This is a genomic window from Cyanobium sp. BA20m-14 (assembly GCF_024346295.1).
The window spans coordinates 1-15,730 of sequence record NZ_JAGQCR010000052.1; the positions used below are offsets into that span (position 1 = coordinate 1).

Sequence of the window (15,730 nt, forward strand, 5' to 3'; positions counted from 1 at the left end):
CTCGCCCGTAGCCCTCAGACTGAGCACAAAGCGCAGGCAGCCTGACTCCAGCCCAGACTGATCCGGGTGGGGCACGATTGATGGGTTGAAGAGCGCAGCCGCTTCCAGCGAATATTCCAGCGTGAAATAGGCACCAATCAGCAAGCGTTCGCAGCGATTAAGTGGCTGATCCGTGATCAGATGTTCGCGTACATGCTCGAAACGACTCAGCAGAAATGCCTGGAGCTTTTCATGGCGACCCTCAAATCGCTCCAGCATGATGGCAGCTTCTTGCTCTGCCTCTGAGCGGGACATGGCCGTTACTCGGGCCACAATCCTTTGACTACGTTCCTTGCTACTGGACTCAAATGGCCTGAAAAAAACCCGGGCAGGATCAGGCTTGATTTGGATATGTGTTCTACTAACTTGAAGCACCATTGCTTATAACCTGCGTGGGGACCAAAAAGCTAGCTTCAGTGGTGTTGCTTTTTGTCTATCGCCCCTCGACTGCCCACTACCCATACACAGTAGTACACCCCCTGCCGCCCCGTGCTCGCCGAGCCTATTCCCCAGCAGATGCTGGTATCAGCCTAGAATATGTTTGATTTTAGATGACCTGATGTGAGAGGTACTCCCCGAGTACTGATAGGGGGGCTAATCAACTCCTGGGGCAGGCAACGCACCATTGCCCTGCTGCCTTGGGTTGTGTTGACGATTGGGCTGGCCGGCACCGTGGCAGTGAGCGAGCAGACCAGGCGCTTTGGGGAGCAGGAACACCTGCGTATTGAAAGTACCCTGCTCGATAACGTCAGCGATGCCCTGCGCAGCCAGCATGGAGATCAATATCTCCATGCTGGCTGGGGTCGTGGGTCTGTTTAACTCTTCAGTTGAAGTTAACCGTGATAATTTTGCAACCTATTATCAATCCGTAGCTCTCAACACTGGCCAGCTCAAAGGTGTACAAGGGGTTGGCTTTGCCCGCTTGATTCCGGCTCCCCTGCTGGAGGATTATGAGCAACGTATCCGCTCAGAAGGATTTGCCAACTTCAGCGTCCGGCCCCCAGGGCCAAGGGCTCTCTATAGCTCAATCGAATTCCTCGAGCCTTTCGACTGGCGTAATCAGCGGGCCTTCGGCTTTGACATGTACAGCGTGCCAATTCGGCGACAGGCCATGCAGGCGGCCTGGCAGACGGGTGCCGCCAGCCTCAGCGGCAAGGTGAAATTGGTGCAGGAAACCCAGGAGGATATGCAGCGGGGAGTACTGATCTATTTGTCCGTTTACGCCGATCGGGGTCTTTTGCCAGGAGCCAGTACCCGTAAGCTGCTGGGTTGGGCTTACTCGCCACTGCGTATGAACGATTTGGTGAACAGTTCAATCGCGAGCATTGATAATACCGATATGGCTGGCACCGGTGTGCTGGTTTTCGATGGCGACCGGCCCTTTGCCAGTCAACTGCTCTACGACAACCTCAAGCTGGTCCCCCGCCAGCAACTCAGCCATCCTTCCTATGAGCCGCTCCACATAGGTGGCCGCACCTGGTTGGTCGGTGTTCAGCTTTCACCGCGGCTGGTGGGGCCAAATGGAATCACCAGTGCCTATTGGATAAACCTGCTCCTCGGGGGTAGCACCAGCATCGTTGCAGCCCTCGTCACCCACATATTGGTGGCCAACCATCTGGCCACCCGGCAAGCTTTGGTAATCAGTGAGGCCGCCAGCCAGGAGCGGGCTCTTGCCAGCACGGTGTTTGAAGAGAGTAGCCAGGGAATTGTTGTAACAAATCCAGACGGCCAGATTCTGATGGCAAACAACAGCTTTAGCCAACTCACCGGCTTTCGCCTCTCAGAAATCAAAGGACAACGCACCAACCTGCTCAAATCCGGCAGGCATGATGCAGCTTTTTACGAACAGATGCGCAAAGATCTCAACCAAAAGAGCTACTGGGAAGGGGACTTGTGGAACAAGTTGCGCAATGGGGAAATTCGCTGTCATCACCTCAGCATCACAACCGTGCGAGATGAAAAGCTTCAACCCCGTTACTTCGTGGGGATGTATCAGGACGTCACCGAGCGCCATCAGGCCGAACAGTCCATGCGCTACATGGCCATGCACGACACCCTCACTGGCCTTGCAAATCGCTCAATGTTGATGGAGCAATTGGAGCGCCACCTGGCCCTAGCAAAGCGCCACGGCCACGCCCTGGGCCTGCTCTATCTCGACCTGGATGGGTTCAAGTTGGTTAATGACAAATTTGGCCACAAGGTTGGTGACCAGGTGCTCGAGATCGTCGCCGAACGCTTCAGCAAGGTGATCCGCGACGGCGACCTGCTCTGTCGTCAGGGTGGCGATGAATTTGTGGTGCTGGTGCCGGAGGCAGGCAATTGCGCCGAATTGGAGGCCATGGCCAGGAAGCTGGTCGATTCAAGTCGCCTCCCCTATCTGGAGCTTAACCGGGCGATCAACATCTCGGCCAGCGTGGGCATAGCCCGTTACCCAGACCACGGTGAGAGCCGCGAGCAGCTTCTATCAGCCGCAGACAACGCCATGTACGCGGCTAAGCGGAGCTCGGGCAAGTCGGTTCAGGTTTCAGGCCTGCTCCAGGCGCTTGACGATCACAGCCATCAGCACCAAGGAACCGGCCAGAGCGACCAACAAAGCGATAGTCATGGATCAGGGCTGGGCACACAAGCCAATTATCACTGACGGGGCTGGGACGACCAGGGTGTTCGTCTATGGCAGCCTTAAGCGCCAACAGGCCAGCCACGCCTGGCTTGACGGTGCAGCCTGGCTTGGCGAAGCCCAACTGGCCGGTTTACAGCTATTTGACCTGGGGCCGTTCCCGATGGCGGTCGCCAGCCCCGGGGAGACGGCCCTTCTCCACGGGGAGCTCTACCGGGTGAGCGCCCCGATGCTCGAGCGACTGGACCGATTCGAGGGGGCTCCCCGGCTGTTCCAGCGCTACTGGCTCGAGCTATGGCAAGGGCCCTTCGCCTGGGTCTATCTGGGCCGGGCACGCCAGGTTCGCCACTCTCCCCTGGTTGCCAGCGGCAGGTGGCAGGGCGCTTGCTGATCAGCCTGCCGCCGCCAGGGCCCGCACCACATCGCCCCGCGTGATTACGCCCACCGGCTTTTTGGCTGAATCAATCACAAACAGGCGCTGGGTGCTGCGCTCGTGCAGCAGCTTGGCCGCATCCGGTAGGGGCAGGTCGGCACTGCAGGTGTGCACCTTGGCATTCATCACCTCAGCGACGGTGCTGCCCAAGACCTGGTGCACCTCCTTGTCCCAGTTGAGCGGATTGCGCAAGTAGATCACCGCATCGAGCAGCATCACGTAGGGGCCGCTGTGGAAGCCGCTTTCGCGCACCATCAGGTCCTGTTCGGTGAGTTCGCCGACCAGCGCCCCGGCTGGATCCAGCACGGGCAGACCGCTGATGTGGTGCTCACTCATAAGTTGCACGGCCTCCTGCAGGGGGCTGTCGGCGCCAACGCTCAGCACCGGGGCCGACATCACGGCAGAAACCAGCTGTTGCACCACGGGCGAAGAGACAAGACTGGAGCCATTCTGGGGTCGAGCTCGGCGGGCATGACAAACAAAGGCAGCAGACCATCTAGAACCCGCCAACTGGCCGATGGCCTCACCCTGGGCCGGGCCGCCCTGGGCCTGCCACTGATCCTGGCTTTGACTAGTGGCCAGCTCACCCTGGCCTGGCTGCTGCTGCTGCTGGGCGGCTTGAGCGACTGGGTCGATGGGGTGCTGGCCAGGCGGGCGGGCGGCGGCTCTGTGTGGGGTGCCCGTCTCGACCCCCTCACCGACAAAATTTTGATCGCGGCGCCCCTGCTTTGGCTCGGAGCCAAGGGGATGGTGCCCCTCTGGGCGATCTGGCTTCTGCTGGCCCGGGAACTGCTGATCTCTGGCTGGCGCGCCGCCGAAACCAGCGGCGGGCCCGCCTCCTGGAGCGGCAAGGCGAAAACTGTGCTGCAGTTCACCAGCTTGCTGCTGCTGCTCTGGCCCTGGGCAGGGGCCGGCTGGACCCAACTGGTCGGCTGGTGGCTGTTCTGGCCGTCTTTGGCTCTGGCCTTGGCGTCAGCATGGGGATATCTGCGTTCTGGCCACTGATGGCGACCTATCTGGTAACCGGCACCAACCGCGGCATCGGCCTGGAGTACTGCAGCCAGCTGCAGGCCCGGGGTGAGCAGGTGATAGCGGTATGCCGCACGGCCTCTCCGGAGCTAGAGGCCCTGGGGGTGCGCATCGAGGCGGGGATCGATCTCACTGCTGAAGCCGCCATCGCTGAACTGGTGCAGCGGCTCGATGGGCTGGTGCTGGCTGGGCTGATCCTCAATGCGGGCATCCTCGAGCGCTCCTCGCTGGAGGAGCTCGACCCCGACAGCCTGCGGCGCCAGTTTGAAGTGAACGCTCTGGCACCCCTACGCCTGGTTCGCGCCCTGCTGCCGAATCTGGCCAGCGGCTCGAAGCTGGCACTGATGACCAGCCGTATGGGCTCAATCGACGACAACGGCTCCGGCGGTTCCTACGGCTACCGCATGTCGAAGGTGGCGCTGAACATGGCGGGTAAATCGCTGGCGATCGACCTGCGCCCCCGGGGCATTGCCGTGGCAATACTGCATCCGGGCCTGGTGCGTACCCGGATGATCAACTTCAACCCCCAGGGCATCAGCCCCGAGCAGGCCGTGACAGGTCTGCTAGCCCGCATTGACGCCCTCACCCTGGAGACCAGCGGCACGTTCTGGCACTCCAATGGCGAGGTGCTGCCCTGGTAGGGCTGGCACATTCATTGTTGTCAGATTCAGACCAGCCCGATCGCCTCTTCCAGCGATTTGACCCGCTCAGGCCTGCCACCGCTGATTTCGATTACCCCGCAGGCCTGGGGACAGCGAGCGGGCAGGTCATGGCGATAGAGCTGCTTGAAGGCGGCATCAACCCAGGCGCGATAGGCCCCTTCCACGGAACGGATGCCGTCGTTCTCCAGGCAGGGGTCGATGCCTGGCTCGCCCGTGAGGGGCAGGAAGGCGATCAGGTCGTAACTGGCCAGGGCCTGACTCTCGAGGATCATGGACCACAGCTGCTCGATGAAGGCGGCATTGATGTCCGAAGGAAAGGGCAAATCGTTTTTCTCCTGCATGTCTGGACGCACCTCCACCGTGCGGAGACGTTCATCTCTGGGTAGCCCCTCGTTGCTACCCATGGCGCGGGCGTAGAGGGAGTAGGGGATGAAGTCCAGGCAGCTTCGGTCGCAGATCACCCGGGTCTCGGGCATCTGCAGCCGTGCCTGGTTGATGCGATCAATGGCGTGCTGAGTCATCAAGCGGTTGCAGCGCTGGCTGGCCCGCTCGCCGAAGTGGATGCGCTCCTGGCGGGCGAAGAGCTCCCGGTAGGGCTCATCAAACAGCTGAAAGTCTGGGTGTGCAGCCTGAAAATCCCGCACCAGCGTAGATTTACCTAGGCTGTGGGATCCACTGATAGCGATTCTCATGGCGTTGCCCTGCTGACCAATCCAAACACCACTTCTTCTCTAGAGGCCAGCCCCCAGGCGAGAGTGCCATCCTGAGCCTGACCCCCCAATAGCCCCAGTGGTGGACACTGCCCAGTTGCGTGCCCTGTTCAGCAAGCCCTACGGCGCCCCCGGGCCGAGCGAGGCCCAGTGGCGGGAGCTCTACGCCGAGGATGTGCACTTCAGCGATCCCACCCAGGAGCGCGAGGGCATCGCGGCCTACATCGCCGCCCAGGAGGGCCTGCTCAAGCGCTGTGACGACACCTATCTCACCCCCGGCGCCATCGCGATCGAAGGCAACAGCGCCTTCGTGGAGTGGGAGATGGGGCTGAAGATCAAGGGAATCGAGTTTGTGTATCCGGGCGCCACACGGCTGCTGTTCAACGGCGAGGGCAGGATCTGCGACCACCGCGACTACTTCGATTTCGTCGGCCCCACCTTCGGGCCAGTACCGCTACTGGGTGGCTTCGTGCGCTGGCTCTACGGGCGCTTCGTGGGTTGAGGGAGCTAGTGAGCTGGCGCTCCACCCTGCCAGGATTGGTGCATAGATCCGTATCCCAGTTGCCAATACCGTTGCTGCGGGCCCTGGCGATCGGTCTGCTCCTGGCGACCACGCCGCTGCAGGCCGCTGCGGTGCTTCGTGTGGGGGTGGCGGATGGCTCCCAGCCCTGCTCGTTCCGCAAACAGGGCAGCTGGAGCGGGATGGCCGTGGAGCTGTGGCAACGCATCGCCGACCAGGAGCGGCTGCCCTACGTGCTGGTGGCACGGGAGAACCCCGCCAGCCTGCTGGAGGCCACCCGCCGCGGTGAACTGGATGTAGCCATCGGCTGCATCACCGTCTCACCGGAACGGCTGGGGAGCAACCGTTTCTCCCTGCCGTTCCAGGAGACTGGACTGGGGGTGATGACCCTTCGCTCCCGGCTGGACCTCGGGGTATCGCTCCTGCAGTCGCTGCTGGGCCCCGACCTGATTCGCCTGCTACTGGCCTATGTGGGCCTTATCGGCCTGCTGAGCGTGGCGGTATGGCGGGTGGAGCGCTCCGGCAGCAAACCGGCAGCCTGGGAAGTGGGTCGTCGCCGCGGCTTTGCCCTGATCTTTCAGGTGCTGGCAACCGGGCCAGGCACCAACACGGTGGTGGTGACAGCCCGGGGTCACTCCCTGGTTTTTCTGGCTTACCTGGTGCGGATCGTCAGCGCGTCCCTGCTGGTGAGCTACGTGACAATCAACGTGGTGCGTGGCAATCAGGACCTGGCCAGCCGCTCGGTGCGCAGCCTCAACGATCTGGCGGGTCAACGGGTGGCCGTGCGTCCCGGCAGTGTCAGCGAAGAGCTGCTGCGAGGCCTGAATGGCAGCGGCCTGCAGCCGCCGATCCAGTTACGCAAGTTGATGCGGGTGCCGGATGCCGATTCCCTGCTGGCAGCTGGCACAGTAGATGCGGTGATGGCCGATGACATCCAACTTGATTTCCTGCTGCAACAGATCTCCGACAAGCGCTTCGGCCTGGCCCTACGCGACCTCAATCCTCAGAGCCAGGCTTTTGCCTTGTCCCCCACACTGAACAACGCAAGTGTCAGCCGGATCAACGTGGCCCTCGGCCGGCTGAAACGAGATGGGGTGGTGAGCCAGCTGCGCCGTCAGGCGATCAACGGCTGGTAGACCCTGGGGGCGCGGCAACATGGGGTGCGAGCAACTTGCCGCCATGAACCGTCTTCCATCGCTGGCCCTTGCGGGGTTCTGCCTAGCTTTGGCGGGCTGCGGCGGCAACCCCTCCCGTGAGAACGCATCCGCAGTAACGGGACCGATCCGGATCGAGCTCGACCAGAAGGCGCCGTCCAGGAGCTATGGAATTCTTACCCGCGGCCAGCAGCGCAAAGTCTTCAAGGTGGGTTTCGGCCGGAACGGCATCACCTGCGCCGGCAGCCGCTTCGAGGAGGGCTACACGCCGCTGGGGCGCTTCCGGGTAAATGGGATCTTCAGCCACGATCGCTTCGAGATGGAGCCGGCGCTGGCCGTCCAATCAGGCAAGAGCGAAGCTGAACTGCGCCGAACTCTCTTCCGCAACATGAACGCCATCGACTTTGACGGCGATGGTGAAACTCGGGAATACGGCAGCGGCTACGTGAGCCTGGCGCCGGTGGGCAGCGTCAAGCAGCCGTTCGCCTTCAACACTTACGAAGGAAAATTCCGCTGGTACAGCTTCGCCATCCACGGCAGCAATAACGACAAACGCATCGGCCAAAAGGTGACCGGTGGCTGCGTGAACGTAGCCGAGCCCGCACTCCAGGGCCTACTCTCGGCCGTGAAGCTGGGCGATGAAGTGGTGATCAGTGCCAAAGGACCCTGCACGCCGTGAAAGGCGCCTGGTGGATTAGTTTGAAGCAAGCTTCACTACAAACATGAATCAATTCACGTGCTCGGGTGTGCTGCTGCGGCATATCGATCACCCGGGGAAATCCCCCAGCCGTTACTACTGATCCATGACCAAATACCGGATACGACGCGATGACGGCGTCAGCGATGCCATCACCAAGCGGCTATACGCCAGCTACAACGAGGCCCATCAGGAACTCGAACGCTACTACGCCGATCTCTGCTGCTCGGACGATCGAGAATATTACCGAATCGAAGAAGACACCAGCGCAAGGGGAACCCAACCGACTGTCTGAGCTAAACGCCCCTGGGTACAGGCGATCTGCTGATGGGCTCAGGATGGATAACATATGTTCGGACCCCCAGAAGCTGTTGGCGCTTCCCATGTCAGTTAACACGAGCTGTTCGTATTGAACATCTGCGCAGACTGTGGGGGTGCGATTTAGGAAGAACTCAAAGTGCCACTTGGTTTTGTTGCTCTCCATGGCCGAATCAAGCGCTCCCCCTGAACCAAACCAGCTCCCAGATCAGGACCCATCCCCCCTGGTCCGACCGGACGCCGTGCTGCGCTGGCTAAAGGAGGGCCACGAACGTTTTCTAGATGGCCACTCCATACATCCTCACACCACTAGAGAACGCATGCGGGCTGTGGTGGAAGGGCAGCATCCCCTAGCGGCAGTGCTCGGCTGCGCCGATTCGCGGGTGCCGGTGGAGCTGCTCTTTGACTCAGGTTTCGGCGACCTGTTTGTGGTGCGCAATGCCGGCACGATGAGTACCACTGCAGCGATCGCCTCCCTCGAATATGCGGTGGGCCATCTAGATGTATCGCTGGTTGTGGTGCTGGGGCATGAGGCCTGTGGCGCCGTATCTGCCGCCCTTAACCCTCAATTGCTGCTCACGCCCAGCCTTTCCCAGGTGGTGGGCCAGCTGCGCATGGAGCTGTTGCAGTATGGCGAGCACCTCTCCCTGGAAGAATCCTGCCGGCGCCACACACTCAGCGCCGCCGCCATTCTGGTGCACTCCAGCGTGCTGCTGACCGATCGGGTGCGCGCTGGTCATTTGGCGGTGGTAGCGGGCTATTACGACCTGCACAGTTCCGCGATAGACTGGATGGGACATGTGGAGCCGATTGGTTATCCCGGCCCCGCACAAGCGTCCATCTCCCGGCAGCGCTGAGCGTCCGCACCTACACACGCCAGAGCCCCAGCCACTCGTTTGTGCGCTTGTCCCAGTTCGATGCGGCCTTAGTGCGGATCTCAGCAACAGAGCATTTAGAAGGCGCCCCATGGGTGATGCGCTCTTCAAGGGACATGAGTTAATCCCCTGAGATCGCCTTCGCCAGAACAGATGCCACGGATTCTTTAAGGGTGAACCAGCTGCCCGCTAGCAGCGATGCGGGGGCGCCGAGTTTAATCCATGTGCAAGTAATTTGGCTGCATCATGGTAAGAAGGCGGAAAGATTGGCCGCTGCATTATGCCCATCTCATAAATTTTAGCCCAATTATTTGCACGCTGACTGTCACCATCCCCGGGAGGGCGCTCAACCCAGTTCCCCGCTGGTTTCCAGGGCCACACCGGCCTGGCGCATTGAAGCTAAAGCGCGCTCCAGCGATCCCCCTCGGCTAATGGCACGGCAACCTGGCAGAAGTACACGCGTGCGGTAACCCAGGCGCACGGCGTCCTCGGATGACCAGACAACGCAGTGATCAAGCGCAAGCCAACGATTGCCACGGCATCAACGCCGCGTCCCCGGGGGGGACCGAACCACGCTGGAATTGCGGGCGCGCATGACCGAGGACGAGGCCAAGGGCATAGAGGGCCTCGAGGTCGATGGTCCCAAGGGGTTAGCCGCCCGCCCCAAAGCCAGCAGAGGACGGTTCAGGCACCTTCCTGCAGAATCAGGTCGCTGCCAAAGGTAGGATGAACAACTGAATTCTAATTCCGGCCTGGGAAAGCCCCGTACGATTTTGGAGGTCAGGACCCAGGAGTGCGGCCGCACCGTGATCGCCGCCGACCAGAAGCACACCAGCCAACGTTGCAGGCCCTCCGGTCACACCGACGCCGGCAACAGGCTTAGCCAGTAGCTGGTGGTCGAGCTGGCAGATGCCCTGCGCGACACCCTGGCTGCGGTGGTCGATGCCTGCGGCTGCACCCTCTACGGGGAGCCGGGGGAGCACCACTAATTGGCGGGCGTGACCTCAGCAGGGCCAGAGCGCAACAGCTGTATATAAGTCCACCGGCCCGGGCGACACCATCAGCAGCTCTACCTCTCCCGAGTGTTGCCATCTGGCTTGATTTCGTTTCGCCCCATTGCTACGGCCGCCCTTCCGGCCACCACCACTGAGCTCCGACCATGGCTGCGTGGGACCGCCTGACTACAGCGGGCAACTGCACCAGGGGCCGCTCATCAATCCTCGCTCTCAGAGTCCTGATCGACCGGGTAAGATAGTTCTTCCGTAGAGACTTGTTCAATCTTTGCCGGTGTAGGCGAGCAGTCCCCGGGCGGTGTCTGTGACGATCGGCAGGCCTTCTGGATCCAGCAGGACCAATTGGGCCAGCAGACCCGCCTGATCCCAATAGATGTGCTCGTAGGCCACCTTGCCGTCACGCACTCCCACGATCCCACCCAGGGCCATCTCCACAGCCCGACCTGTAGCCGCCACGCCGGGCAGTAGGTGTCCGATTGTCTAAGTGTGGCTGAAGCGGATCACTAGTTCATCTACCAGCCGCTCTCCATCCACCGTGCGCTAGGTGGAGATGAACTCCACATCAGGCGGAAAAAACTGGTCAATAAGTTGGGTGGCATAGAACGTGGCCACGCCGTCTGCCCCCTGGCCGCCCGTGCCTGAGGCGAGTTTGAGCAGGTGGGGGGCGTCGACCATGGTGACCATGGTGCCGGCGAGATCGGAATTGGGCTCCGCTTGCATGTGAGCCTCGAATAAGGCTGCCGCAGTGGAGGTTGGCAAAACGGCCACGTTGGATGGAGAGGCCTTGGCCGAATCCGAAATGAAGTATGCAAATGTAGGCGCTTGGCTACCATCCTGCTGAAACCAGCAGCCAACGCAGGCTCAACCCATGACCACCACCCTGCAAGCTGCAGCTGACGCTTTCTATGCAGCCGGGAACAAGTTGCTGGCGGGAGATATCTCTGCCTTTGAAGCCATCTGGTCTGAAGCCGACGACATCAGCCACCTGGGGCCCATGGGTGCCACTTACACCGGGCGTACCGCCGTGATGGAGGAATTCGCCCGGGAGTCTGCCATGGGATTTGAGGGGACTCTGGAGGTTGATGATCACCAATTCGTGGAATCCGCTGAGATGGGATATCTGGTCTGCATGGAGCGGACCTGCGGTATGACCAAGGCCGGCGAAGCGATCAAGAGCGACATTCGCGCCACCACGATCTTCCGCAAGGAATTGGGCCACTGGCGGGTGGTGCATCACCACACCGATCGCTTTTAGGGGCCAGAGGTAGCTAGCTAGTCCCGATTGGTGATGTCGATCGATAGTCCGCACATGCCCACGATCGTGCCGGATGGGTCGCGCAGAGGGCTCTTGATGGTGAATACTCCTGCTCCTCACCGCTCTCCTTGATGATGTCGCGCTACTCGCGCGCGACTGAGGTGCCGTGGGCGATCACCTCGACATCGTTCTCACGCAAGACGTTCGATTTCTCGAGGTCGAAGAAGTGGCTGTCATCCTTGTCAATGATCCCAGCAAGGTCGGCACCAAAGATGCGCTGCACCGCCGCATTGGCGTAGGTGTAGTTGCCATCGAGATCCATGGCGTAGGCCGCAGCGTCGCATAGATCAACGATCACCTGCAAAGGAGCTGCTCTGCCTGTTTTTCCGCTGCTGGTGATTGTTCATGCCCTGGCCGCCACGGTGTGGACTGGCGGGCATTTGGTGCTGGATCTGGGGTTGTTCCCCAGGGCCTTGCGAGCACAGAGCGCTGCCCAGGTCCGCGCCTTCGAGGAGGTTTTTGAGCCTCTGGGGCTCACGGCCCTGGCGATTCAGGTACTCACCGGCCTGGGAATGGACTGGATCTATCTCCCCGGCTTCCAGGGGCTGTTCAGAGCGGCCAACCCGATCGGCATGTTGGTGGTCCTTCTTCGTCTCTGCGGATTCGGGCTGGCCCGCGCCGGCGAGGTCATCAGGCTCTGCGGTCCGAGCGCCGTGGGTTTCATTCGCACCACCGCCAGACAGAGCTGTCTGTACAGCTCCGATACCAGACCCGCTCCACCTGATCCAAACTCAGCGCATCAGCCTTAGTCCAAGCCGGATCAACCCTGAGCCGGCACTCAACGGTCGTTCCGGCTCAGGATGGCTTGCCAAGGGGATAAATGAGTTCTAGGGGCCTCCACAAGCGTGAGCCGCAGACTGCTGCAGAACTCGATGGCGCCCATTGAGCCGTGCAGGCCTCTGGCGCTTCTCAGGGGTGAGGGCTCCTCAGAGCAAGCCGTGACACCTCTGAGATCCAAAGGGCCGCAACTCAGCCGAGGATTTTCGCAAACGGGTGGAACCGGAAACGATTGGTCGGGTCAACAATCTTCTTGAGGCCCCTGATGCTGTCCGCCATGGCTTCCGTGCCAAAAATCCCGGATGCTGTCACCGAGGAGTTGACGTCGTCGGGCTGGGAGTGAGTGCCGCTGAAGTCGAGCGAAAGGCCATCGACGTGCTGCGCCTTCTCCATGACCCGCTGGGTGAGGGTGGCAATCTCCTGGCGTTCTGCCACCGTCTTGGCTTTGGCGTCGTAGAGGGTGATGAGATCGACAAAGAACTGGTGATGGCAGTTGCCGGTGGGAATCTCGCTCTGTGAGAGAACAGCGCCTCCCAGCGTCCGAATTTCCACGATCGAAAACTGGGCCTGATCCAGAGGCGCTTCGGCAACGACGGTGTCGCAGATGAAGTCAAGGACAGCATCGGTAGGCGGACCATTGGTTCCCATGGAGTGTTGAAGCATGCCTAGCGGACTGCCTTTCATTTCGGCGATGACCGGCCATAGGGCGGTCGCCGCTTCGTACCACGTGCTCCAGTGCGATTTCAAGACTATCGAAAGATTCAAGCTGGCCGCGAGAGCCTCCAGCGGCTTCACAAACTCTGCGGTGCTTCCTTTAAAGGCGTCATAAAATACAACTGTAACCACTAAAGCCTTGGTCCCAGTGACCACCAACTCCATCGAGACGGAGTCGTTGGGAAGCGCGGAGTCTCTCTGGATGCGGAGTGCGCCGCGTGCAAAGGCCACCGCCTGCTCCCGGGTTTCGTAAGCAACAACCCGTTGCTCAGCGCTCTGCAGTATGCTCGCGGGGCCCATCATAATCGTGACGTCGACCACGATGCCAAGAGCACTACCGGCTCCCAACATCGCTATAAACAGGTCGTCCTCAGGAGTGAGCACCCGGATGTCACCCTCTGCCGTAACCATGGTCAGGCGGACTACCCGCTGTCCGAGCAAGCCGAGACGCCGCGAGAAGTAGCCACTCAATCCACCGTTGACGATATAGCCCACAACTCCGACATCCGGACCGGTTCCCACCGGCAAGGCGGCTTGACGGCCCTTCACGGCCTCGACAAGCTCACGAAAAACCACACCGGCTTCAACCGTGACCAATGAACTTTCGCCCTCCTGGTGAAACGCGATAGACTTCAGGTGTACCAGATCCAGAACGATCGCTTCGCTACTGGCGAACATTGCTGCGTTCGATGTTTCGTGTCCTCCGCCCACGCAGGCAATGGCGATAGTCGCTGGTATCGATCTGACCAGTTCGGCGATCTCCTGGGCTGATCGAGGACGGTAGACTTGGCGGGCGCAGGTTGTTGAGGGGATCGAACCGTCGCTACTCGTCCTCAGCAGCCTGTTGCCACTGAGGCAATAGGTGCGCTGCAATAACCATGCATCCTTCGGCTCAACGCATTCGATCGCACCACTACCTTGATCATCGCCAGTTCCATCCGGGGTTGATCCCTCCCCGAAGCCAAAGGCACCGATTTCGGGCTTTTTCGGTGCTGAGCCCATGGCCGAACCTGACAATAATTTGTTAATTCTATCTCCCTGCCGTAGACGGACACCACCATGCCGATTGGGCTGAGGTGTGGCATCACCCGACTGAACGACACATTTCTACTGGGACGATCAAGCGATAACCAGCTGCTCTCCCTGCAAGTGAATCGGCAGAGGAAGCTGTAGGCGCCTGCCTCTGCTTGAGGCAGCGGAACTGTTCAGGTGGCCCGACGGCTTGGATTCCGGGCGATGCAGTTCAACCTGGTGGTGTGGCAGTGCCTCCAGAAAGGCGGAGGTGTTCAACAACTCGTGGAATTGTGCCGCGAGATCATTCCGGCTCTCAGGTGGGCTGAGCCTGCATTCCTCCGGCAGCGAGGCACGGCCGTCCACCACCGCCATCGAGTCTTCCAGATCGTAACTGAAAAGAAGATCGCCGTTGACTCGTCCGCGGAATGCGCGGCGACAATTAGGTAGGCGATCATCGCCGCCCTGGCGGGGACGCCATCACCGATGGAGTAGCTAAGGCCACCTGGCTCGTGCGCTCCGCCAATGCAGCAGCATTGAGCGACCCGCCCATCCCGGCGGAGAGGAGATCTTCGTGCTCGAAAGCGTGTTCCAGACAGAGCTCGGTAGCTATCGCGCCGCTAGCTGTCAGCGCTGTCCGCCCAGCAGCGTGCACCGACCCTGAAGTGCAGCAAGCCGTACCATCTGGGTGCGCGGCGACACTTAGGTAGGCGGGCGCGTAAGTAATCAACGCCGGGCAGGGCGGATTTCTTTGAACTTTAACGCTGCAATCACAGCACAGAAAACTGAATGCCTATCGTTTCGCGCCCAGAAGATTGCGAGATGAACCAATAAGTTTTGCCACCCCCCTTGTGAGACCATCCTCTTCATATTTGCTTCAGAAGTGTCGTGTAAGCGGAGTTTTTGGGTTCTCTTTGGTCTTCCCGTGCTTTTGGCATCGTTGTCTTTACGGGATTTGTCTTGTTTCAGGCGGCGCTGGGCTTTGATGCATGACCCTCAGTGTCTCTTATTAGATACTATGTTTGCGAGTTGAGTTACTGCCTTACCCTGCTAAGGCAATTGAAGAATTGTGTGCTTTATGGGAAAACAAGTACGCTTCACACTTGCCAAAGCAATCGCCAAGGCAAATCTGCGTCGTGCTGAGGCGGGTGAGAAGGCAGTTACGATGAACTCGTTGGCAGTGGCGGCAGGCGTGGCAGCGACAACAATCACAAGATTGGGTCGCAGTGCTGACGACCCAAAAGCAGCATCAGCACTTTCCTTGGAGTTGGCAGGGAAGATTGTTACGGTACTGGATTGCGGGATTGAGGATCTGTTGGAGGTCGTCGTTCAATGACTAAATTTTTCAGCACGAACAAAGACCACAATTATTCCTCCCCTTTTAGATCCTATTTGTCTCGCCACTGGGAGGATATTTTCTTTCTAGTTTTGTTTTTTCTTTTATTTTTTCAAGACATATTTTTTATTAATGGCACCAAGTCAATCTTGGGTAGCAACGGAGGAGTGCTTGCCGCCTTTGTTTCATTTGAGTCTTTTATTCTCACTGCCGCATCCTTTGTAACAGTACCCTTATTCCTAGTGCCTTTGGTGTGCCTGGCCGCCTATCAAGGCAGGCCAAACTGGGTAAGAAGGTATTTAGACCTTGTTGGACTATATATCGTCGCGAGGATGTTTATTCAATTGGTAGGCCTTAATCTACTCGTCTTTGATCGTGAATCTCCCAGGTTTGCACTTATTACTCAATTGCTGTTCTTTCTCCCTTATTCATTGCTTATTTGGGGATGGATCTACTGGCGCCTTGATAATTTTGTAAATGCCACGAATCAAAGACATTTCAGATTGGATT

General features: G+C 59.7%; 21 protein-coding genes. 14 read left to right on the forward strand and 7 right to left on the reverse strand.

Annotation, left to right across the window (positions count from 1 at the left end; all coding sequences use genetic code 11):
• Positions 1-417 (reverse strand): hypothetical protein (locus tag KBZ07_RS06805; RefSeq protein WP_254930901.1); only part of this gene is annotated, 417 nt, incomplete at its 3' end.
• A 267-nt stretch (positions 418-684) separates the two neighbouring features.
• Between KBZ07_RS06805 and KBZ07_RS06810 the strand changes: the two genes are divergently transcribed.
• The 3 genes from KBZ07_RS06810 to KBZ07_RS06820 are packed head-to-tail and all read left to right on the forward strand — an operon-like array spanning position 685 to position 3,047.
• The gene (locus KBZ07_RS06810) at positions 685-858 is read left to right on the forward strand and encodes a hypothetical protein (RefSeq protein WP_254930902.1); all 174 of its coding nucleotides are present in this window, start codon (positions 685-687) and stop codon (positions 856-858) included.
• On the forward strand, positions 830-2,680 hold the full coding sequence (locus tag KBZ07_RS06815; RefSeq protein WP_254930920.1) for a CHASE domain-containing protein: 1,851 nt from the start codon (positions 830-832) through the stop codon (positions 2,678-2,680). The genes KBZ07_RS06810 and KBZ07_RS06815 overlap by 29 nt, the downstream gene beginning before the upstream one ends.
• A gap of 19 nt (positions 2,681-2,699) precedes the next feature.
• Entirely contained in the window at positions 2,700-3,047 is a 348-nt protein-coding gene (locus KBZ07_RS06820) for a gamma-glutamylcyclotransferase family protein (protein ID WP_254930903.1), read from the forward strand.
• On the opposite strand, the gene KBZ07_RS06825 is transcribed toward KBZ07_RS06820, so the two are convergent.
• Positions 3,048-3,485, reverse strand: coding sequence for a CBS domain-containing protein (locus KBZ07_RS06825; protein WP_254930904.1), 438 nt, complete (start codon positions 3,483-3,485; stop codon positions 3,048-3,050).
• Between the two features lie 75 nt (positions 3,486-3,560).
• On the opposite strand from KBZ07_RS06825, the gene KBZ07_RS06830 reads away from it, so the two are divergent.
• Together KBZ07_RS06830 and KBZ07_RS06835 are read left to right on the forward strand one after the other, a co-directional pair.
• Positions 3,561-4,094, forward strand: coding sequence for a CDP-alcohol phosphatidyltransferase family protein (locus KBZ07_RS06830; RefSeq protein ID WP_254930905.1), 534 nt, complete (start codon positions 3,561-3,563; stop codon positions 4,092-4,094).
• On the forward strand, positions 4,094-4,759 hold the full coding sequence (locus tag KBZ07_RS06835; RefSeq protein WP_254930906.1) for an SDR family oxidoreductase: 666 nt from the start codon (positions 4,094-4,096) through the stop codon (positions 4,757-4,759). The genes KBZ07_RS06830 and KBZ07_RS06835 overlap by 1 nt, the downstream gene beginning before the upstream one ends.
• A 26-nt stretch (positions 4,760-4,785) precedes the next feature.
• On the opposite strand, the gene KBZ07_RS06840 is transcribed toward KBZ07_RS06835, so the two are convergent.
• Complete coding sequence (locus KBZ07_RS06840; RefSeq protein WP_254930907.1) at positions 4,786-5,472, reverse strand: AAA family ATPase; 687 nt, start codon at positions 5,470-5,472, stop codon at positions 4,786-4,788.
• A gap of 100 nt (positions 5,473-5,572) precedes the next feature.
• Between KBZ07_RS06840 and KBZ07_RS06845 the strand changes: the two genes are divergently transcribed.
• From KBZ07_RS06845 to KBZ07_RS06865, 5 genes are all read left to right on the forward strand, one after another.
• Positions 5,573-5,992 (forward strand): nuclear transport factor 2 family protein, encoded by a 420-nt coding sequence (locus KBZ07_RS06845; protein WP_254930921.1) that lies wholly within the window; start codon positions 5,573-5,575, stop codon positions 5,990-5,992.
• 8 nt (positions 5,993-6,000) lie between these two features.
• A complete protein-coding gene (locus KBZ07_RS06850; RefSeq protein WP_254930908.1) occupies positions 6,001-7,146 on the forward strand; it encodes a transporter substrate-binding domain-containing protein in 1,146 nt (381 codons plus the stop codon).
• A gap of 43 nt (positions 7,147-7,189) precedes the next feature.
• On the forward strand, positions 7,190-7,843 hold the full coding sequence (locus KBZ07_RS06855) for a L,D-transpeptidase (protein WP_254930909.1): 654 nt from the start codon (positions 7,190-7,192) through the stop codon (positions 7,841-7,843).
• A 124-nt stretch (positions 7,844-7,967) separates the two neighbouring features.
• Complete coding sequence (locus tag KBZ07_RS06860; protein ID WP_254930910.1) at positions 7,968-8,156, forward strand: hypothetical protein; 189 nt, start codon at positions 7,968-7,970, stop codon at positions 8,154-8,156.
• 343 nt (positions 8,157-8,499) lie between these two features.
• On the forward strand, positions 8,500-9,036 hold the full coding sequence (locus tag KBZ07_RS06865; RefSeq protein WP_254930911.1) for a carbonic anhydrase: 537 nt from the start codon (positions 8,500-8,502) through the stop codon (positions 9,034-9,036).
• Between the two features lie 1,292 nt (positions 9,037-10,328).
• Here the strand turns inward: KBZ07_RS06865 and KBZ07_RS06870 are convergent.
• Both KBZ07_RS06870 and KBZ07_RS06875 read right to left on the reverse strand, forming a co-directional pair.
• On the reverse strand, positions 10,329-10,496 hold the full coding sequence (locus tag KBZ07_RS06870) for a hypothetical protein (RefSeq protein ID WP_254930912.1): 168 nt from the start codon (positions 10,494-10,496) through the stop codon (positions 10,329-10,331).
• 111 nt (positions 10,497-10,607) lie between these two features.
• A complete protein-coding gene (locus KBZ07_RS06875; RefSeq protein WP_254930913.1) occupies positions 10,608-10,787 on the reverse strand; it encodes a hypothetical protein in 180 nt (59 codons plus the stop codon).
• A 148-nt stretch (positions 10,788-10,935) separates the two neighbouring features.
• Between KBZ07_RS06875 and KBZ07_RS06880 the strand changes: the two genes are divergently transcribed.
• Positions 10,936-11,322, forward strand: coding sequence for a nuclear transport factor 2 family protein (locus KBZ07_RS06880; RefSeq protein WP_254930914.1), 387 nt, complete (start codon positions 10,936-10,938; stop codon positions 11,320-11,322).
• A gap of 142 nt (positions 11,323-11,464) precedes the next feature.
• Here KBZ07_RS06880 and KBZ07_RS06885 read toward each other — a convergent pair whose 3' ends face one another.
• Positions 11,465-11,680 carry a PAS domain-containing protein gene (locus KBZ07_RS06885; protein ID WP_254930915.1) on the reverse strand — a complete coding sequence of 72 codons (216 nt, stop codon included), beginning with the start codon at positions 11,678-11,680 and terminating at the stop codon, positions 11,465-11,467.
• A gap of 37 nt (positions 11,681-11,717) precedes the next feature.
• Between KBZ07_RS06885 and KBZ07_RS06890 the strand changes: the two genes are divergently transcribed.
• Positions 11,718-12,131 (forward strand): hypothetical protein, encoded by a 414-nt coding sequence (locus tag KBZ07_RS06890; protein ID WP_254930916.1) that lies wholly within the window; start codon positions 11,718-11,720, stop codon positions 12,129-12,131.
• A gap of 220 nt (positions 12,132-12,351) precedes the next feature.
• Here the strand turns inward: KBZ07_RS06890 and KBZ07_RS06895 are convergent, their stop codons facing one another.
• Positions 12,352-13,875 (reverse strand): FAD-binding oxidoreductase, encoded by a 1,524-nt coding sequence (locus tag KBZ07_RS06895; protein WP_254930917.1) that lies wholly within the window; start codon positions 13,873-13,875, stop codon positions 12,352-12,354.
• Between the two features lie 1,087 nt (positions 13,876-14,962).
• Here KBZ07_RS06895 and KBZ07_RS06905 point away from each other — a divergent pair.
• The gene (locus KBZ07_RS06905) at positions 14,963-15,220 is read left to right on the forward strand and encodes a helix-turn-helix domain-containing protein (protein WP_254930918.1); all 258 of its coding nucleotides are present in this window, start codon (positions 14,963-14,965) and stop codon (positions 15,218-15,220) included.
• Between the two features lie 56 nt (positions 15,221-15,276).
• Positions 15,277-15,730: hypothetical protein (locus tag KBZ07_RS06910; RefSeq protein WP_254930919.1), on the forward strand; the 454-nt coding region annotated here is incomplete at its 3' end.

Excerpts from the sequence above, each read along its gene's own strand:
- KBZ07_RS06815 (WP_254930920.1), top strand. The coding sequence starts at position 830 with ATGCTGGCTGGGGTCGTGGGTCTGTTTAACTCTTCAGTTGAAGTTAAC.
- KBZ07_RS06825 (WP_254930904.1), bottom strand. The coding sequence starts at position 3,485 with ATGTCGGCCCCGGTGCTGAGCGTTGGCGCCGACAGCCCCCTGCAGGAG.
- KBZ07_RS06830 (WP_254930905.1), top strand. The coding sequence starts at position 3,561 with ATGACAAACAAAGGCAGCAGACCATCTAGAACCCGCCAACTGGCCGAT.
- KBZ07_RS06835 (WP_254930906.1), top strand. The coding sequence starts at position 4,094 with ATGGCGACCTATCTGGTAACCGGCACCAACCGCGGCATCGGCCTGGAG.
- KBZ07_RS06840 (WP_254930907.1), bottom strand. The coding sequence starts at position 5,472 with ATGAGAATCGCTATCAGTGGATCCCACAGCCTAGGTAAATCTACGCTG.
- KBZ07_RS06855 (WP_254930909.1), top strand. The coding sequence starts at position 7,190 with ATGAACCGTCTTCCATCGCTGGCCCTTGCGGGGTTCTGCCTAGCTTTG.
- KBZ07_RS06860 (WP_254930910.1), top strand. The coding sequence starts at position 7,968 with ATGACCAAATACCGGATACGACGCGATGACGGCGTCAGCGATGCCATC.
- KBZ07_RS06865 (WP_254930911.1), top strand. The coding sequence starts at position 8,500 with ATGCGGGCTGTGGTGGAAGGGCAGCATCCCCTAGCGGCAGTGCTCGGC.
- KBZ07_RS06870 (WP_254930912.1), bottom strand. The coding sequence starts at position 10,496 with ATGGCCCTGGGTGGGATCGTGGGAGTGCGTGACGGCAAGGTGGCCTAC.
- KBZ07_RS06875 (WP_254930913.1), bottom strand. The coding sequence starts at position 10,787 with ATGCAAGCGGAGCCCAATTCCGATCTCGCCGGCACCATGGTCACCATG.
- KBZ07_RS06880 (WP_254930914.1), top strand. The coding sequence starts at position 10,936 with ATGACCACCACCCTGCAAGCTGCAGCTGACGCTTTCTATGCAGCCGGG.
- KBZ07_RS06895 (WP_254930917.1), bottom strand. The coding sequence starts at position 13,875 with ATGGGCTCAGCACCGAAAAAGCCCGAAATCGGTGCCTTTGGCTTCGGG.
- KBZ07_RS06905 (WP_254930918.1), top strand. The coding sequence starts at position 14,963 with ATGGGAAAACAAGTACGCTTCACACTTGCCAAAGCAATCGCCAAGGCA.